We start from the raw sequence: 18,333 nt of genomic DNA, 5'->3' as shown, positions 1-18,333 counted from the left end.
GATAAGGTGAAAACAGATAGAAATGATTATTTTAATAAAATATTTGTAGGAGTCCTTATCCTTCATATAATATTCCTCTATATAATGCCAGGTTTAAAAAAAATAGTTATACAGGAGCCGGAAGTAAGTAAGATCACCATTGGGATAAACAACTATTCTGTTGATAGTGCTCCTAAGAAAATTATTGAAAATGAGAAATCTGCTGAAATTATAGAACCAAAAGAAGTTTTGCCGGTAGAGGAAAAAGAGGTAAAAGTTACAGAGAAAAAAGAGGAGATAAAAAAAGAAATTCCTGAGAAGATAGAGGAAAAAGCGGAAGCCCCAAAGGTGTTACAGGTTACCCAGTCATTTGATGACTTGGATATACTGGAAAGCTTGGATTCTCCCAGGGAGATCAATAAAAGCAGGGAAGATATGAAACCTAAAATAATAAAGGTTTCAGAGGTAGAAGATAGGAATAAAAACAATGAATTTAAAGACAGGGAATTAAATGAAGTTACTGATAATTCAAAAGATAAAATTGAAGAGAATTTAGATCAAGTAGAAGCTGCAATAGTTGATAATAGATCGGAAAAAATTATGGTGACAAATGACTCGAAAGACGGGGTAGAAGATATAAGATGGAATAACCTCATGAGTGAAGAAAATCCAAATATAGTAGGGCCTAAATCAGGGTTAAAAGTAGGATCTGTAGACGGAAAATCCAAAGTTATCTGGGACTCATCCAATAAAGATCCCAAATATCCTCTGGAAGCCGAGAAAAATGCTCAAACTGCCGATGTAAAGATAATTTTAGATGTAGATGCTGATGGGAAGGTACTCAGAGTAAGATTGATAAAAACAGGGGTAGATATAATAGATAGAGCTGTGGAAAGTAAAGCCCGTGACTGGAATATAAAACTTATAAATAGCGGGATGGCTATAAGCGGAAGTGTCATGGTAGAATATAAATTTAAGTTAAAAGGTAGGGAATAGATGAATATATTAGGGATAAATTTAACGGAAAAAATAAAAGAATCATTACTAGAGAATTTAGATGGAGATTTTTCTTTTGAAAATAGTTACAGTAATATAGGTGATTACATAGAGAATACTAAATACAATCTGATAGTTATGGATATAGATGGTTTAGAAGAGATAGATAAGACTAAAACAGTGATAAAAGAGATCTATGATAATCAGAATAAGGCTATAATTGTAGCACTGGGAGAAAGAGCAACTTTAAATCTGATAGCCTGGGCAATTCAACTGGGAATATATGATTATCTTCTTAAACCCATTGAAGAGGACGAAGTAATAAAGATCGTTGAAAAAGCATTAAAAGATCAAAAATTAAAGGCTGAAAAACTGAAGAAAAAAGAGACTCCTAAGGGGACGGTAATTGGAAACAGCCCTAAGATGGTAGAAGTATATAAAAAAATTGGTAAGGTAGCCACAAATAAAATACCGGTATTGATCAGTGGAGAAAAGGGAAATGGTAAAAAAGCGGTGGCTAAGTCTATCCATAGATTCAGCTGTCTGAAGGAAAAACCATTTGTCAGTGTAAACTGTACAGCATATCAAAAAGAGTTCTTAGACAGAAAGTTGTTTGGATATGAAAAGGGAAATATATTTGAATCACAGGTAGAGCAAATAGGTATTTTAGAAAAGGGTTATGGGGGATCGATCCATTTAGGGAACATAGAATCATTAGATCTGACTCTTCAGGCAAAATTATTAGGAGTACTTCAAGAGGGAGCGTTCTTCAGAGTAGGTGGATCAAAGCTGATTAAAACCGATATCAGGATCATAGCCACTACCAGCGTGAACTTAGAAGAGCTGATAATGAATGGAAATTTCATAGAAGAACTATATCATAGATTGAGAATATTAGAGATAGAGATACCGCCACTAAGAGAGAGAAAAGACGATATACCTCTTATGATCCATCATTTCATCAAAAGATTTAATGAGGAATTTTCTAAAGGAGTCAAAGGAGTATCTACTCCGGCTATGAAAAAAATAATGAGATATGACTGGCCGGGAAATGTAAGGGAATTAAAATCAGCTGTGAAATCAGCCATGGTATTATCTAGAGGAAAGAGTATCTTAGTAGAAGATCTGCCTTCAAATATTATTGGAAATAAAACTACCAAAAGAAGGGGAGATGTCCAAGACTGGATATTGTCTGACTGGGTAGAGGGAGAGATCCAAATGTTACAGGGATCCAACCAAAAAGACTATTATGGAAATATAATATCTAGAGTAGAGAGAGAATTAATCAGACAGGTATTAGAAGTGGCCAACGGGAAAAAAGTAGAAGCAGCAGAAACGCTGGGAATAACAAGAAATACATTAAGAACAAAGATGAATAACTATAATTTAGATTAGAGTTTGAGGAGATAAGATGCATATAACACTTTATAGAAAGTATAGACCCAGTACCTTTGATGAGGTAGCTGGAGAAACCGATATAATAAAAACTATAAAAAATTCTTTAAAGGAAAATAAGATGGCTCATGCATATTTATTTACAGGGCCTAGAGGAGTAGGAAAGACTACTACTGCAAGACTGATAGCCAAGGGATTAAATTGCATGGAAAACGGTGTTACTGATACACCCTGTAATAAATGTGAAAACTGTATAGACATCAGTAAAAATAAGTTTATAGACCTTATAGAGATTGATGCTGCATCAAATCGTGGAATCGATGAGATCAGGTCGTTGAAAGATAAGATAAACTATCAACCTGCCAAGGGAAGAAAAAAAGTATATATAATAGACGAGGTCCATATGCTGACTAAGGAAGCTTTTAATGCTCTCCTAAAGACATTGGAAGAACCTCCGGCTCATGTTATCTTTATCCTGGCAACGACTGAACCAGACAAGATATTAGAGACTATTATCTCAAGGTGTCAAAGGTATGATTTTAAACCTGTAAACCAAAAAGAATCCATAGACCACCTTCTTATGATAGCTGAATCTGAAGGGGTAAAAATAGATAATTCTAGTTTAAAATTGATCTATGAAAAATCTGGCGGGAGTATGAGAGATGCTATCTCTATCTTTGAAAAATTGATATCTTCATGTTATGGTGAAGAAATTACTTTAGAAAAGACAGAGAAAATATTAGGAGTTATTCCAGAAAAAAAACTAGCAGAATTTTTGGAGATTATCTCAAAGAATGACCTGGTGAATGGAATCAACTTTTTAGATAGCTTATGGAATGACTCTATAAATGTAGAGGAGTTTTTAAAAAGTTTTGCTTACTACCTAAAGGAACTGATGATTGGGAAAAAATCTCCCTTTAATATAATGAAATCTATAGCAATTATAGAAGATATATTTGAGGTAATGGGTAAATTCAGGTATGAAGAGGATAAGAGAATCTTAGGATATGTGATCTTACATAAGATAACAGAATTTAAAGAGGAAAAAGTAGTGACTCATGAACTGCCTGTACAGGAAAAAATAGTTGAAAAAATAGTATATGTCGAAAAAGAGATTCCTGCTGGTTCCGAAGAAGCAGTAGAAACTCCTAAGATAGCAGAAAAAACAGTAGATATAAGTATAGATGATGTTAAAACAAATTGGAATGATATTGTAAATGAAGCAAAGAGAAGAAAGATGCCGTTGATCTCATTTTTATCTACTGCTACACCTACTAAGATAGAAGATGGTTTTCTCCATATTGGATTTTATGCAGAAAACAGGTTCCATAAGGAAAGCATGGAAAAGCCATATTACAACGATATATTCTTAGGTGTACTCAAGGATAAATTTGGAGGAAGAGTACTTGTAAAATATGATCTTTTAAATGAGAAGAATAAAGTTGTAGAAGATAAAAGTGATTTTGTAGAAAGAGTAGTGGACTTTTTTGATGGTGAACTTATCTAATTCTTAACTAATTATGGGAATTATGATACAATAAGGACTGTGGAAGTAAATGAAAAAGGGAGGCACAAATCATGATCAGAGTAACTTTAAATATTATCTTATTGTTTTTAGCGTCATCATTGATACCATTGGGGTCATTTGTCTTACCGGCCTATAAAATAAAAAGATTGCCTAAATTAAATTCTAAAAATAGACTCTTGGCAAACTTAATTTCTGGTGGAGTAATATATTTTATAGATGATAAATTGTTCTTTGTCTATGTAGGATTTTTTCTTTTATTAGAGGGAGCTTATTATCTGTTTGAGAGAACTTCTATAGATATATTTGACAGGATATTTATTTCAACTACAATAACTACAGCAGTGGGATATCTATTTATGAGAGCATTTATAGGGACACCAAATGATCTGGTAACAATATTAGATGGTATGTACAGGGAATACCTGATTTTAGATCAAAGTATGATAACTATCATGATGGGTTATATTAAACAGCACTTATTATTTGTGATGTTTACCTACTCACTGATAATAAATTATTTTACATATTTTATACTTAAGGGGAAAACATACAGAAAGTGGAATATTTCCTACCTATGGGTATTGATATATATAGTTACATTTTTTATAGACAGGACTTTAAAGATCGATAATTTTTATGTTAAAAATTTATATTCAATAACTACTTTGATATATGTAGTTTATGGAATTAAAGTTTTATATAATATGTTTAGAGAAAGAATAAAATGGAGAGTTTACGGGAAGGGACTAGCAATAGTAACTGCATGTTTTTTTCCAATAGGGATCTTTATTTTAGGTGTAATGAATAGTTTTGGAATAATAAAAATAAATAAAAGGAGGAAATAAAATGTCAAAGATAAAAGTGATACTTAATACAGACGTAGCAGGGCAAGGAAGAAAGGGTGACATAGTAAGTGTATCGGAAGGATATGCTAAAAACTTCTTATTAAAGGGAAATAAAGGAATTATAGCAACTGATGAAGAGATGAAAAAATTAGAGGCTAAAAAAAATAAAGCAGCAGCAAAAGATCAAGCTGAAACAGCTGTAGCAGAGGAACAAGCTAAGGTATTAGGAGAAAAGACTTTATTCATGAAGGTAAAAGCTGGAGAGAATGGAAAGGTATTTGGTTCTATAACTAACAAAGAAATATCTGAGGCAATAAAAACTCAATTTGATATGGTAATAGATAAGAAAAAAATAGATGGAAGTATAAAAAAAATAGGTGAACACAAAGTAAATTTAAAATTACACAAAGGTGTAAAGGCTAGCTTAAAAGTAATAGCTGAGAGAATGTAGGAGAAAATATGCAAGGTATAGATAAGTTAAAGATGGTTCCAACCAGTGTAGAAGCTGAAAGGTCGGTATTGGGAGGGGTTTTATTAAAACCTGATTCTCTGGAAGATATTGTAGAGATAGTAAAATCGACTGACTTTTACAAGGGAGCACATAGAAATATTTATGAAGCGATGTTGGTGGCCTATTCTAAAGGGGAAGTAATAGATCCTGTAGTTTTGATAAATACACTGAAAAAACAAAACAAATTTGAGGAAAGCGGCGGAGAAGCTATTTTATATGAGATTATAGAACAGGTTCCTACAGCTGCAAATATCTTAACTTATGCCAGAATAGTGAAGGAAAAAGCTACACTGCGTAAATTAGGAGATATAGGTACTCAAATAGTAGAGATGACCCATGAAGGTTATGAAGATATAGATGATATATTGGATAAAGCCGAAGGGATGATCTTTAAGATTGCTGAAAATAAAGAGAGTAAAGATGTAATAGAAGTAAAAGATATTATATCCCAGGAATATGAAAGACTAGAAAAATTAATGGATAATAAGGGAATGACAACTGGAATCTCCTCAGGGTTTAAACACTTTGATGAGATGACCAATGGTTTTCATCCTTCAGACCTGGTGATCTTAGCAGCCAGACCAGCTATGGGTAAGACGGCATTTGTTCTGAACCTGGCATTAGAGGCTGCTGTAGAAGAGAAAAAGAGTGTTATGATATTCAGTCTAGAGATGTCAAATTCTCAATTACTTCAAAGATTCTTAGCTGCAAAGGCTAGGATTCCACTTTCAAACTTAAGAAATGGTTTTTTAGAAGCTGATCATTGGGTAAAATTAGGATCAGCCAGTTCAAAATTGGCCGAATCCAGTATCCAAATAGCTGATATGCCTAATATAAATGTTATGGAAATAAGAGCCATGGCAAGAAGAGCCAAGGCAGCAGGAAAGTTAGATATGATAATAATAGACTATCTGCAGCTTATAAAGGGTAGAGATAAAAATGGTGAATCACGTCAACAAGAGATCTCAGATATATCCAGATCACTTAAAATTATAGCCAGAGAATTAGAAGTGCCGGTAATAGCACTGTCACAGCTTTCACGTGGTCCGGAACAAAGAGCTGACAGGAGACCAATGCTGTCAGACCTAAGAGATTCAGGTGCTATTGAGCAGGATGCCGATATGGTAGTATTCCTCTATAGAGATGACTACTATAACGAAGAGAGTGAAGATAAGGGAATTGCCGAAGTTATCATAGGTAAGCAGAGAAATGGTCCTGTAGGAACGGTAAAACTACGATTCTTCCATGAATATACACAATTTGGAGATTATACAACAAGTATAAGTTAAATAATCATAATTGGTTTTTCAAACAGAATATGGGTTCAACTTTATGTACGGGTAATTCATGAATTACCCGTACTGTAGTTTATGGTAAAAAATAAAAATAGTAATAAAAGTTAGGGTGCAAGTCTGCTTTTTATAAACATATATATAAAAGGAGATGTAAAGATGAAAAAAAGAGTAGAATTATTAGCTCCAGCAGGAAATTTTGAAAAGTTAGAGATGGCATTTCATTATGGTGCTGATGCAGTATTTTTAGGTGGAAAAGAATTTAGTTTAAGAGCAGGTGGACACAACTTTGACAGAGAAGAGTTAGTAGAAGCTGTTAAATATGCTCATGCCAGAGATAAAAAAGTATGGGTAGCGCTAAATATAATTCCACATAATGATGAGATGGATGCTTTACCGGAATATGTACAATTTTTGGAAAAAACAGCTGGAGTAGATGGTGTTATAGTAGCAGATTTAGGGATTTTAGAGATAGTTAAAGAGAACTCTAACTTACATATAAGTGCAAGTACTCAAGCCAGTAACACTAACTGGAGATCAGTTAAGATGTGGCAGGAGATGGGTGCTTCAAGAGTTGTTTTGGCTAGAGAAATTTCACTGGAGAATATCAAAGAAATCAGGGCTCGTGTTCCAGATATTGAGATAGAAGTATTTATTCATGGAGCACTATGTATGTCTGTATCAGGTAGGTGCTTACTAAGTAACTATATGATAGGAAGAGATGCAAATCGTGGAGACTGTGCTCAATCTTGCAGGTGGAAATATAATGTGATGGAAGAGGATAATAACGGAGATAAGAAACCTGTTTATACTGAAGATGATCCTACACATATATTTAACTCAAAAGATCTATGCACAATTGAATTCATAGACCAGATATTAGATGCAGGTGTTGATTCATTAAAGATTGAAGGAAGAATGAAGGGTATTTATTATGTTGCAACAGCTGTAAAAGTTTACAGAGAAGCAATCAATAGATACTATGAAGGAAACTTTGAATATAGTGAAAAGTGGTTAAGAGAGCTTGAAACAACATCCCATAGAAAATATACATCTGGTTTCTATTTTAATAAACCGAATTCAGATTCACAAAATTATAACAATAGAAATTCATATAGCCAGAGTCATCAATTGGTTGCAAAAGTAGCAGAGAAACTAAGTGAAAATGAGTATATCTTAGAAGTAAGAAATAAAATATTTACTGGAGAAGAGCTGGAAGTAGCAAGTAATAATGGTAATCCAAAGATTATTGTATTACCAGAGATGGAGATAACAAAGAAGAGAGTAACAAGTGTAGTAACTGATGCTAATCCTAACTCTGTTGTAAGGGTAAAGATAGATGCAGATATTAACAGACTTGATATGATAAGAAGGGTTTTACCAGAAGCAGAATAGAGGCGAAAGGAATATGAAGTTTTATACAGGCAGGTATAATTTAGGTTTTTATAATTTTTTATTGATTCCATAAATTTTTACTGTCCTAGAGGTTAAAGAAACCACAGGTAAATTAAAATAATCTGTGGTTTTGGTTTATGAAAATATTATGAAAATGAAGGTGCAAGAAATTCATGAGATTTTTAAGGAGTAAAAAAAATGAGAAAAACAGAATTAGTGGCCCCAGCAGGGAATATGGAAAAATTAAAGTTAGCTTTTGAAAATGGAGCTGACAGTGTATTATTAGGTGGGAAAAAATATAACCTGAGAACAGGAAGTCATAACTTTACAGATAAAGAGTTAGAAGAGGCTGTAAGTTATGCCAAAGAAAATGATAAAAAAATATGGGTAACACTGGATATTATTCCGCATAACCATGAATTAGAAGGTTTAGATGAATATGTTAAATATTTAGAAACTATTGGTATTCATGGGGTTATGGTAGGAGATTTAGGAGTTTTTCAGGTTGTCAGAGAATTTTCTAACTTAAAGATAAGTGTATTAACTCAAGCAAGCAATACTAACTTTAGAGCTGTTAGGATGTGGAAAAAATTAGGAGCTTCCAGAGTTATCTTAGCCAGAGAGATATCTATTGAAAATGTAAGGGATATCAGGGAAAAAGTTCCTGAGATTGAATTAGAAATCTATGTTCATGGAGCTATGCATATGTCTACATCTGGTAGAAGTTTACTGACTAGTTATATGTCTTCTAAGGAAGAAAACTTAGATTCAAATAATGCACAGTGGAAATATTCTGTAGAAGAGTTAACAAGACCTGGAGAATATATGCCGGTATTTGAAGATGAGCATGGAACTCATATCTTCCATTCAAAGGATCTATGTACAATTGAAAATTTAGATAAAATTTTAGAATTAGGTGTAGATGCCATAAGAATTGAGGGAAGAATGATGAATAATGACTACTTAACTACATCGGTTAGAGTTTACAATGAGGGGATCAATGATTTCTATAATGGGAACTTTAATGTAAAAAAAGAGTGGTTAGAAGATTTAGAAGAAGCTTCACCAAGGGAATTTACTAAAGGGTTCTATTTTGGTATAGAAGGTAAGAGGTCAATATAGAAATTTAAATAAAAAGCCTAGATATATATAAATATCTAGGCTTTTTTAGTGATTAGATTTTAAAAATATCTTACCAGCAGATATATAATACTCAAGATAAGGGATTGAAGGGTAATAACTATTCCAAATTTAAAAAAATGAAAAAAACCTATATCTTTTCCTGCTTTTTTTGCTATATTAGCTCCTACAATATTAGCTGCGGCTCCTATGAGAGTCATATTACCACCAAAACATACACCCATAGAAAGTGCCCACCACAGGGGAGCAGTATTTTCTCCCATTTGAGGGATGAGTTCTCCTATTATCTTAGTAAATGAAATTGTATAGGGAACTACTCCGATTATTGGGGCAAATATAGTGGAGGAGATCACCGTCAGAATAACAGTTAATTTTGAATTACCATTGGTAATATATAGTATGAAATCACCAATATCACTGATCAATCCAGTAGCAGCAAGACCATCTACCAAGATAAATAATCCGGCAAAGAAAAATAGTGTTGACCACTCTATTTTTTTATAAATTTCATCGGGATCTTTTTTTGTTATAAGGATTAGGATGGTCGCTCCAGAGATAGAGATTACAGCTAATCCTATACCTGTAATTACATTGGAAATAAATCCAGACATAACTAAAATAAAAACTATGATTGATTTTTTTAAAAGAATCTTATCTTTTATTATTCTGCTTGCATCCATCTCCATAATTTTAACTTTTCTCATCCTGGAAACATGTAGTTTTTTATGGAAAAAAATGACCATAAGAATTAGAAAAAAAATCATGTTTATAAGAACAATAGGGCCCATATTAAGGAGAAAATCATTGAAACCTAAACCGGACTTTGTTCCTATAATTAAGTTAGGCGGATCTCCGATTAAGGTAGCTGCACCTCCTATATTGACAGAGAAGACTTCGGTAAGAAGAAATGGCAGGGAGTCTATCTTTAGTTGTTCGGCAATCAGTATAGATATTGGAAAAATTAGGAGGATCGTTGTAACGTTATCTAAGAGTGCAGATGCTAATGCCGAAACTATTCCTAAAAAAATCATGATTTTAACAGGATCTCCCTTGGCTAACTGGGCTATCTTTATTGCTGTCCACTGAAATATACCTGTTTCTGCCATTATATTCACAATGATCATAAGACCCATAAGTAAAATTAAGATCTCTATATTGCTGCTAATAGCGTGAAGAGCTTCGTGTTCGTCTATAACTTTAAAAAATACTACAGCAGCTCCTCCAATAATTGCACTTGAAGACCTGGGTATTTTTTCAGTTATGATAAAATAAAAGGTTATTATGAATACTATAATTGCTATTACAAGATCTAAATTCATGAGCTGCATCACCTCGATTTTATAATTAATTTATACACCGGTTTTAGACACTATCCTTTAAAATTAATTTTAGAAGATCGACAAGAATAATGGAGTAAATTTTATTTGCATCCTAATATTTATCACTGAAACAGAATTATTCTCAGAGGAGTTATTAAGTTTTTTACGTAAATTATTGTAATGTATAATTTATGTAAAATAGGAGGGACTATGTCTACAAAGTACAAAATTATTGAAGTGATCAAGGGGGATATAACAAAATTAAAGATTGACGCAATTGTAAATGCAGCTAACAATGGTTTGTTTGGAGGGGGAGGAGTCGATGGTGCAATTCATAGAGGTGGTGGAAAGGGAATTGATGATCAGTGCAGGGTTATCAGAGAAAAGCAGGGAGGATGTAAAACCGGAGAGGCAGTGATAACAACAGGTGGAAATCTTGAGGCAGACTATGTGATACATACTGTGGGACCTGTATGGAATACTGAAAAAAATAGCGAAGAATTTTTATCAAACTGCTATAAAAACAGCTTGGCCTTGGCTGTACAAAACAGCATAGAAAGTATAGCATTTCCATGTATTAGTACTGGGATTTATGGATTTCCAAAAGATCTGGCTGCTGAGATTGCAATTTCAAGAATCATAGATTTTTTAAAGGATAATGTAAGTATTAAAAAAATTATTATCGTATGTTTTGAGGAGGAATCCTTTAACATTTATAAAAACTTATTAAGTCTTTATAATTAATATACTTATTTTTATATCTTTTAAACATTGGTTTTTTAAAGAGATAAAAAAAATTTCCAGCCTGAACCTTCTAATTTAAATACAACTATTTTTTTTACTTCTTACGTTGTCAAATTAAATGCAACACTTTTCAATTTCACCCCAAAATACTTCTTTTGGGGTTTTCCAATTTAAACACTTCCTTGGTCTATTATTAATTTTGTTTACCGCTTTATAAAATTCACATCTCTTTATCTTACTAAAAATAGTCCCTTTAGGGAAAGTTCTCCTTAATAAACCGTTTGTATTCTCATTTGTTCCTCTCTCCCATGAGTGATAAGGGTTAGCAAAATAAGCTTTAATACCTAATGCTTCCTCTAATTCTTTAAATTTAGAGAATTCTTTCCCGTTATCCGATGTAAATGTTTTTATGTATTCTTTAGGTATATATTTAAAATTCTCTATTGTTGCCTCATTAAAAGTATCTGATTTTCTATTAATCATTAGCTCCGCTACAAGATATCTTGATTTCCTATCAACATAAGTCATCATAGCACCTTTTTTCCTGCGCCAACGATAGTATCGCTTTCAAAATGACCAATCTCACTTCTATCATTCGCTTCTTCAGACCTTTCTTCTATCATCTTTTTATTAGGGATTTTACCCCTTGTTTCTTTCAATCCTCTAGGCTTTTGTTTGCCTTTTCTAGTTAAAAGGTATTTAGTACTCTCCGTAAGAAAATCAAGATATATTGCTCTATAAATTGTTTTAAATGAAATAGAATATTGGTTGTCTAATTTAGCTCTTCCTGATATTTGTTCTGGACTCCAACCTGATTCTAACTTTTCTTGAATATCTACCAAAAGGATCGAATCTCTTAATTTGTGCTTTCTTCCACAAAGTTGTTTTCTTTTTTTGTATAAAAACTGGGCTTTATTAGGAGTGTACTCACCATCAACTGAATTTCTATTAATTTCTCTATAAATACTAACTCTATTTTTCTTTAATTTAGCTGCAATAAAACTAATTGATTTTTTTTGCGCTAAAAATTTAAATATACTTTCTCTTTCTTCAATGGTAAAATGTTTATGATTCATAAATACTCCTTTAATGTTTGGTCGCACTTACATTATACCAAGGAAATATTTATGAATTTTTTTTGTTGCATTTAATTATACAATTCAAGCTTTAAAAATTCTTTTATATTCTATATATTTAAAATATTCCCGGGAAAGGATAAAGTTTTCCTCTGTTAAATCCTTAGAGGCAATAGTTATATGGGGAATAAAATTGAGATCTGCAGTTTTCATCTTGTGTTTTATTAATATTTTTTCATCTATATGTTTTTTTAATCTCAAGAGCTCATTATTTTTTTCTATGGATATATAGATAACCCTTTTCTCAAAATATGAAAATCCATTTAATTTTACAGAAATATTTTTTATTAATAGTTCATTTAAGACCGGTTTTAAAGAAAGAATCTTTTGTTCGTTACTCTGAAAAGGGGGAATCAGAGTTATATGTGAGGGCAATCTTAGTGCATGCTTTGAATTAAATTTCTTCATGCAAATTTTTTTAAATTTTTCTATCTCTGCCAAAATATCCTCAGGTGGCAGTATCGCGATAAAATATAATTCTTTTTTTTCGTGTTTATTTTTCATAATTATTCCCCCTTTATTTTCATTAAGGTATACATCTATATTAACTATTCTCCTTTAATTTTAGAGGAGATAATCTTATAAAAAAGGATTTTTTATTTTTTATAGAAACTATTATAATAAATAATTTTTTTATGATAGAATTAACAGAGAAAAAGAGAAAGAATTTGAAAAATCTATCTAAAAGATTAATTTTTAATGATGAAATTTACAGAGGAGGGAAAAAATCCTATGCGTTATCCTAAAATAATTTATTTTTTATTGATTTTATTTCCATTATTAACTGGATGCAGTACTGCTAAACATGGTTCATTTATAACAAGTACACATATCCAAAATAATCATGGTAATACCGAAGAAATAGGTCCTGTAAAGGGAAGCAGTTGTCAGACAATGATGTTTTATGTATTACCTATGGGTTCTGCTCCTTCAACCAATGAAGCTATTGAGGCGGCTAAAAATCAATATCCGGGAACTAAATATATTTCAGATATATCTATCGATGACAGGGTTGAATGGAAGGTTGGGTATTCTATTCAGTGCATTACTGTAGAGGGAATAGCACATAAATAATTTTAATAGTTGGAGGAGTTTAATTATGAAGAAAAGAGTTATCTTAATTATGGGTGTTATTTTGTTATTTACATCGTGTTATAAAACAGAAGTTAAAGATGAAAAAATAACAGCAAAAGAAGGTCAGCTTGTAGGAGCACCCTATGAGCTGGAACTGGATCAGAGAGGGGAAGATGCATTGGTTTTTATAAGATCAACTGAAAAAGATCTGGGGAAAGTAAGCAGGTATAGAAGACAAATAGTAGCAGGAGTTAACCATTATTTTGAATTCACTAAAATGGGAAGACCACCTATGGAAGTTATAGTATATGAAAATTTAGATGGTGAATATAAGGTAATGTCCAAGGGAGTTTTAGAGTAAAAAAATTGTGTAATGATAAAGGTAATTTTAGGAGGATATAAGGTGAATGATTGGTTAAATATATTAGCAGGTGGAGGATCTGCTATAGTAGTATGGATAATTGGAAGGGTAGTTATTTCTAATTGGAAAAGAAATAAAAAAATAGAGAAAGAATGGGAAGCTAAGGAGAAAAAAAGGAAAAATATAAAGAATAAGAAAAAAAATAAATAGAAACTAGAAAGTCAGCAGAAGCCGACTTTTTTTGTTTTAGATGTGAGGATAAAAATTAAACTATGAAGGTAAAGATAGAGAAAAAATAGGAGGAGAGATGGCAAAAATATTTAAATTTAATGAAGATGCACGGGAGAAATTGAAGACAGGTGTAGATACCCTGGCAAATACAATAAAAGTTACTCTGGGACCTAAGGGAAGAAATGTAGTTTTAGGGAAACAATACGGGCCTCCACTTATAACAAATGACGGGGTATCCATTGCAAAGGAGATCGAATTAGAAGATATATTTGAAAATATGGGAGCAGAGTTGATAAAAGAAGTGGCTATAAAAGCCAATGATGTGGCAGGTGATGGAACTACTACAGCCACGGTACTGGCTCAAGCCATTGTAGAGGAAGGTTTAAAGGTTGTATCTGAAGGGGCAAATCCTGTTTTTATAAAAAAAGGGATAGAGCTAGCAACTACTAAGGTAATGGAACTTCTAAAAGAAAAAAGTAAAATCATTGAAAATAAGGAGGAAATTATCCAGGTAGCAAGTATATCAGCTGCCGATGAAATTATAGGAAAATTAATAGCTGATGCCATAGAAAAGGTCAGTGAAACAGGTGTAATTACTGTGGAGGAAGCCAGTTCAATAGAGACTACCTTAGATGTAGTGGAAGGGATGCAGTTTGATAAGGGCTATTTGTCTCCATATATGGCAACTAATACAGAAAAAATGATAGCTGTTATAGAGAACCCGTATATATTAATAACGGACAAAAAGATACAAAATATGCAGGAGATCCTGCCTATATTGGAGGAATGTATGAAAGGGGGGAGACCTCTGCTGATAATAGCTGAAGATATTGAAGGAGAAGTGTTAAATACCCTTGTATTGAATAAATTAAGGGGGACCCTAAATGTAGTGGCAGTAAAACCTCCTGCCTTTGGAGATCGTCGTAAGGCTATCTTAGAAGATATAGCCATCCTTACTGGGGGAACTTTGATATCAAATGAAAAAGGAATGAATATATCTGATACCATAAGTCTGCATCTGGGAGGTGCTGCTAAGGTAAAGATAACACAGGATAGTACTGTTATCGTAGGAGGAATGGGAAATGATGGATTAGTTTATTCTAGATTAAAGCAGTTAAAGGCTCAAATAAGTGAATCCACCTCTGAATATGACACAGAAAAACTACAGGAACGTCTGGCAAAGCTGTCTGGTGGAGTAGGGGTCATTCGTGTAGGAGCTACTACTGAAACAGAGTTAAAGGAAAAAAAATTGCGTATTGAAGATGCCCTAAATGCTACAAAAGCAGCGATCTCAGAGGGGATAGTCCCTGGAGGAGGCTGCGTATTGGTAGATATCTCCAAACAATTAAAAACCTTAGACTTAGGAGGTTCAAAGGAGATAAAACAGGGTGTAGATATCATAGTCAGGTCACTATTGGCTCCTCTGAGACAGATAGCTGAAAATGCCGGATTTAATGGGGAAGACATAGTCAAAAAAGTTATGGAATTAGATTCTGAAATTGGATTTGATGCCCTCAGTTGTGAGTATGTTCATATGGTAGAAAGGGGGATAATCGATCCAACTATGGTAACCAGATCGGCTATACAAAGTGCAGCTTCTATTTCGGCTCTTATCCTTACTACTGAAGTATTGGTAGGAGAGATTATAAAAGAAGAAGCCCCTGTAATGCCCATGATGTAGTATATTCAATATAGATAAGAAATACAAAGAAGGCCTAGAAGTAGTAAATACCTCTAGGTCCTCTTATTTTTATTGTATAGGAAATTACAAAATAGATCTACATTAAACCTTTTAAATACTAGGATTATGACAAATCTGGATGCAACGTCACGTTGTTTTTACCTGGAATTGCATCTAAAAGAGATTTTGTATAGGGGTGCTTTGGATTAAGATATAATCTTTCAGCTTCACCTATCTCTACAATTTTTCCTTCTTTCATGACTGCTATCCTGTCACACATATAATAAACTACATTTAAATCATGAGATATAAAAAGATAGGTCAACCCCATTTTACTTTGAAGCTTTTTCATGAAGTTTAATATTTGTGCCTGAACCGATACATCCAGTGCAGACACCGCTTCATCAGCTACAACAAAATCCGGTTCACACATAAGGGCAGCAAGAATTGCAACTCTCTGTCTCTGTCCTCCTGAAAGTTCATGAGGGTACTTATTCAGAAAATTTTTATCAAAACCTGCAATATCTAACATATCCAGAATTTTTTTTCTTCTTTCCTCCTTGGAATACATGTTATGGATTATAAGTGGTTCCATTAAGATCCATCCTATGTTTTTTTTAGGATTTAAAGAATGGTAGGGATCCTGGAAGATCATTTGAATATTTTTTCTCATATTTTTTAAGTCTCTTCCCTTTAATCTATCGATGTTCCGACCTTTATAGATGATCTCTCCGTCGTCAATATTTAGCAGTTTACTTATAAGATTCCCTGTTGTAGATTTACCGCATCCTGATTCTCCTACAAGACCAAATATTTCTCCTTTTTTTACCTCAAAAGAAATATTGTCTACAACTGTTTTGGATTTCTTAGATTTAAAAACCCCGGAACTCCCAAAACTCTTTTTCAAATTTTTTATTTCAAGTATATTTTCCATCATCTACACCTATACATATAAACATCTGATCAGATGTCCATCCTTTCTCTCTAAAAGTTCAGGTAAAATTTCATGGCATCTTTCTTTTGCCATGGGACACCTTGCAGCAAAAGGGCAACCACTTTCCCTTTCCGATAGGTTAGGAACCCTTCCCGGGATGGAATAAAGTTCCTTCCCTTTGTGCAGTGGGTTTGGTATTGCATCTAAAAGACATTTTGTATATGGATGTTTTGCATCTCTTAACTTCTCTATAACTTCTACAATATGGCCTGCATACATTATTGCTATTCTATGGCAAAGATCTCCTACTAAATCCAAGTCATGGGATATAAAAAGAAGGGAATTATCCTTTTTGTTGTTGAGTTCTTTCAACAGTTCTATAATTTGAGTCTGTGTACTGACATCTAGTGCTGTTGTGGGCTCATCAGCTATTATTAATTTTGGTTCACATGCTATAGCCATGGCAATAACTATCCTCTGTCTCTGTCCTCCTGAAAGTTCATGGGGAAATTTCTTATATATATCCTCTAGATCTTTTAAATTTACCTCTTCCATGAGTTTTAGAGTTTTTGCTTTTCTCTCTTTTTTAGATAAAGAGGTATGAATTTTTAAAATTTCACCTATCTGATTTCCTACTCTGTGGAGGGGATTTAAAGCAGTCAGAGGTTCCTGAAAGATCATAGAAATTTCTCGTCCTCTGATACCAGTCATCTCTTTTTTAGAAAAATTTAAGATGTTTTTCCCTAAAAAATTAATCTCACCACTAAGGCTTGCATTTTTTCTTAAAAGTCTCATAATAGCTAGTGAGGTGAGACTCTTTCCACACCCTGATTCTCCTACCAATCCCATAATTTCACCTTTTTTAACACAAAATGAAAGGTTGTTGACGGCTTGTAGTTTTCTCTTTTCATTAAAATATATATTTAAATTTTTAATTTCAATAGTCATCTTTTCTCCTACCTTTTTTGATATCCTCTTAAAAAATCTCCCAGCATATTAAGTGATAATACAGTTAAACTAATCATTATTCCTGGGGCTAATGTATACCACGGAGCTATCATAAAATACATCTGTGATTCACTTAACATCCTTCCCCAGCTGGGGTTAGGAGCCTGTACTCCAAGACCCAAATAACTAAGAGCTGCTTCTGCCAGGATAGCATTTGAAAAACTCATAGTTGCAGCTACTATTATTGGAGATAGAACATTGGGTAGGATATGGTGATATATAATTCTGAAATTAGAAGCCCCCCTTACTCTGGCAGCCTTAATATATTCCAATTCTTTTTCTCGTAAAAACCCGCTTCTGGTTATTCTGGCAAATGTAGGTATTGACATGATTCCGATGGCCACCATTGTATTTTCTATACCAACTCCAAACACAGAGATAAACATAAGGGCAAATAAAATACCGGGAAAAGCCATCATTGCATCGATTATCCTCATGATAAATTCATCTGTCCTACCACCAAAATATCCGGAGATTGCTCCTAAAAACACTCCCATACTACTCCCTATACCTACAGAGATTATTCCAACTAAAAAAGCTGTCTGGGATCCTTTCATGAGCCTGCTGAGGATATCTCTTCCGAAATTATCTGTACCCAAAAGGTAGGATAAATTGGGAGAAGAAAGTTTTAATTTTGTATTTATTTCAGTAACTGAATGAGGCAGATAGAAAAAACTTACTCCCATAACAAGTAAAAGGAATATTAGTATTCCTCCTCCTATCACCAAGTTATGATCTTTGACTTTTATATTCATCTTATTCTC

At 33.1% G+C, this 18,333-nt stretch carries 18 protein-coding genes and 1 pseudogene; 13 read left to right on the top strand and 6 right to left on the bottom strand.

Annotation, left to right across the window (positions count from 1 at the left end; translation table 11 throughout):
- Nucleotides 1-6 precede the first annotated feature (6 nt).
- From NRK67_14725 to NRK67_14690, 8 genes are all read left to right on the top strand, one after another.
- Nucleotides 7-975: a TonB family protein gene (locus NRK67_14725; GenBank protein ID UUV18528.1), complete on the top strand. Its 969-nt coding sequence runs from the start codon at nucleotides 7-9 to the stop codon at nucleotides 973-975.
- Nucleotides 976-2,370, top strand: coding sequence for a sigma-54 dependent transcriptional regulator (locus tag NRK67_14720; GenBank protein ID UUV18527.1), 1,395 nt, complete (start codon nucleotides 976-978; stop codon nucleotides 2,368-2,370).
- Nucleotides 2,371-2,386: 16 nt separating this feature from the next.
- Nucleotides 2,387-3,877, top strand: a complete 1,491-nt coding sequence (dnaX, locus tag NRK67_14715) for a DNA polymerase III subunit gamma/tau (GenBank protein ID UUV18526.1) — start codon at nucleotides 2,387-2,389, stop codon at nucleotides 3,875-3,877.
- Between the two features lie 71 nt (nucleotides 3,878-3,948).
- A complete protein-coding gene (locus NRK67_14710; GenBank protein UUV18525.1) occupies nucleotides 3,949-4,743 on the top strand; it encodes a hypothetical protein in 795 nt (264 codons plus the stop codon).
- A 1-nt stretch (nucleotide 4,744) separates the two neighbouring features.
- Entirely contained in the window at nucleotides 4,745-5,194 is a 450-nt protein-coding gene (gene rplI, locus NRK67_14705; GenBank protein ID UUV18524.1) for a 50S ribosomal protein L9, read from the top strand.
- Nucleotides 5,195-5,202: 8 nt separating this feature from the next.
- Nucleotides 5,203-6,543, top strand: coding sequence for a replicative DNA helicase (gene dnaB / locus NRK67_14700; GenBank protein UUV18523.1), 1,341 nt, complete (start codon nucleotides 5,203-5,205; stop codon nucleotides 6,541-6,543).
- A gap of 162 nt (nucleotides 6,544-6,705) precedes the next feature.
- Entirely contained in the window at nucleotides 6,706-7,941 is a 1,236-nt protein-coding gene (locus tag NRK67_14695; protein UUV18522.1) for a U32 family peptidase, read from the top strand.
- A 198-nt stretch (nucleotides 7,942-8,139) separates the two neighbouring features.
- Entirely contained in the window at nucleotides 8,140-9,063 is a 924-nt protein-coding gene (locus NRK67_14690) for a U32 family peptidase (GenBank protein UUV18521.1), read from the top strand.
- A 59-nt stretch (nucleotides 9,064-9,122) separates the two neighbouring features.
- On the opposite strand, the gene NRK67_14685 is transcribed toward NRK67_14690, so the two are convergent.
- Nucleotides 9,123-10,400, bottom strand: coding sequence for an ArsB/NhaD family transporter (locus NRK67_14685; GenBank protein ID UUV18520.1), 1,278 nt, complete (start codon nucleotides 10,398-10,400; stop codon nucleotides 9,123-9,125).
- A 210-nt stretch (nucleotides 10,401-10,610) separates the two neighbouring features.
- Between NRK67_14685 and NRK67_14680 the strand changes: the two genes are divergently transcribed.
- Nucleotides 10,611-11,144: an O-acetyl-ADP-ribose deacetylase gene (locus NRK67_14680; protein UUV18519.1), complete on the top strand. Its 534-nt coding sequence runs from the start codon at nucleotides 10,611-10,613 to the stop codon at nucleotides 11,142-11,144.
- A gap of 114 nt (nucleotides 11,145-11,258) precedes the next feature.
- Here the strand turns inward: NRK67_14680 and NRK67_14675 are convergent.
- Nucleotides 11,259-12,220, bottom strand: a pseudogene (locus NRK67_14675) (IS30 family transposase).
- An 84-nt stretch (nucleotides 12,221-12,304) separates the two neighbouring features.
- Entirely contained in the window at nucleotides 12,305-12,784 is a 480-nt protein-coding gene (locus NRK67_14670; GenBank protein ID UUV18518.1) for a 2'-5' RNA ligase family protein, read from the bottom strand.
- A 195-nt stretch (nucleotides 12,785-12,979) separates the two neighbouring features.
- Here NRK67_14670 and NRK67_14665 point away from each other — a divergent pair, with 195 nt between their 5' ends.
- The 4 genes from NRK67_14665 (at nucleotide 12,980) to groL (ending at nucleotide 15,627) form a co-directional block, all read left to right on the top strand.
- Nucleotides 12,980-13,354, top strand: a complete 375-nt coding sequence (locus NRK67_14665) for a hypothetical protein (protein ID UUV18517.1) — start codon at nucleotides 12,980-12,982, stop codon at nucleotides 13,352-13,354.
- 25 nt (nucleotides 13,355-13,379) lie between these two features.
- On the top strand, nucleotides 13,380-13,715 hold the full coding sequence (locus NRK67_14660; protein ID UUV18516.1) for a hypothetical protein: 336 nt from the start codon (nucleotides 13,380-13,382) through the stop codon (nucleotides 13,713-13,715).
- Nucleotides 13,716-13,757: 42 nt separating this feature from the next.
- Nucleotides 13,758-13,925, top strand: a complete 168-nt coding sequence (locus tag NRK67_14655; GenBank protein ID UUV18515.1) for a hypothetical protein — start codon at nucleotides 13,758-13,760, stop codon at nucleotides 13,923-13,925.
- Between the two features lie 97 nt (nucleotides 13,926-14,022).
- Complete coding sequence (gene groL, locus NRK67_14650) at nucleotides 14,023-15,627, top strand: chaperonin GroEL (protein ID UUV18514.1); 1,605 nt, start codon at nucleotides 14,023-14,025, stop codon at nucleotides 15,625-15,627.
- A gap of 124 nt (nucleotides 15,628-15,751) precedes the next feature.
- Here the strand turns inward: groL and NRK67_14645 are convergent, their stop codons facing one another.
- The 3 genes from NRK67_14645 to NRK67_14635 are packed head-to-tail and all read right to left on the bottom strand — an operon-like array spanning nucleotide 15,752 to nucleotide 18,324.
- Nucleotides 15,752-16,564 carry an ATP-binding cassette domain-containing protein gene (locus tag NRK67_14645; protein UUV18513.1) on the bottom strand — a complete coding sequence of 271 codons (813 nt, stop codon included), beginning with the start codon at nucleotides 16,562-16,564 and terminating at the stop codon, nucleotides 15,752-15,754.
- A 6-nt stretch (nucleotides 16,565-16,570) separates the two neighbouring features.
- Nucleotides 16,571-17,509: an ABC transporter ATP-binding protein gene (locus tag NRK67_14640; GenBank protein UUV18512.1), complete on the bottom strand. Its 939-nt coding sequence runs from the start codon at nucleotides 17,507-17,509 to the stop codon at nucleotides 16,571-16,573.
- A gap of 8 nt (nucleotides 17,510-17,517) precedes the next feature.
- Nucleotides 17,518-18,324, bottom strand: a complete 807-nt coding sequence (locus NRK67_14635; GenBank protein ID UUV18511.1) for an ABC transporter permease — start codon at nucleotides 18,322-18,324, stop codon at nucleotides 17,518-17,520.
- Nucleotides 18,325-18,333: the final 9 nt, after the last annotated feature.

The sequence above is a fragment of the Fusobacteria bacterium ZRK30 genome, assembly GCA_024628785.1.
Taxonomy (GTDB): domain Bacteria; phylum Fusobacteriota; class Fusobacteriia; order Fusobacteriales; family Fusobacteriaceae; genus Psychrilyobacter.
Note: the sequence above shows the minus strand (reverse complement) of the source record. Positions and strands in the feature narration are given on the sequence as shown.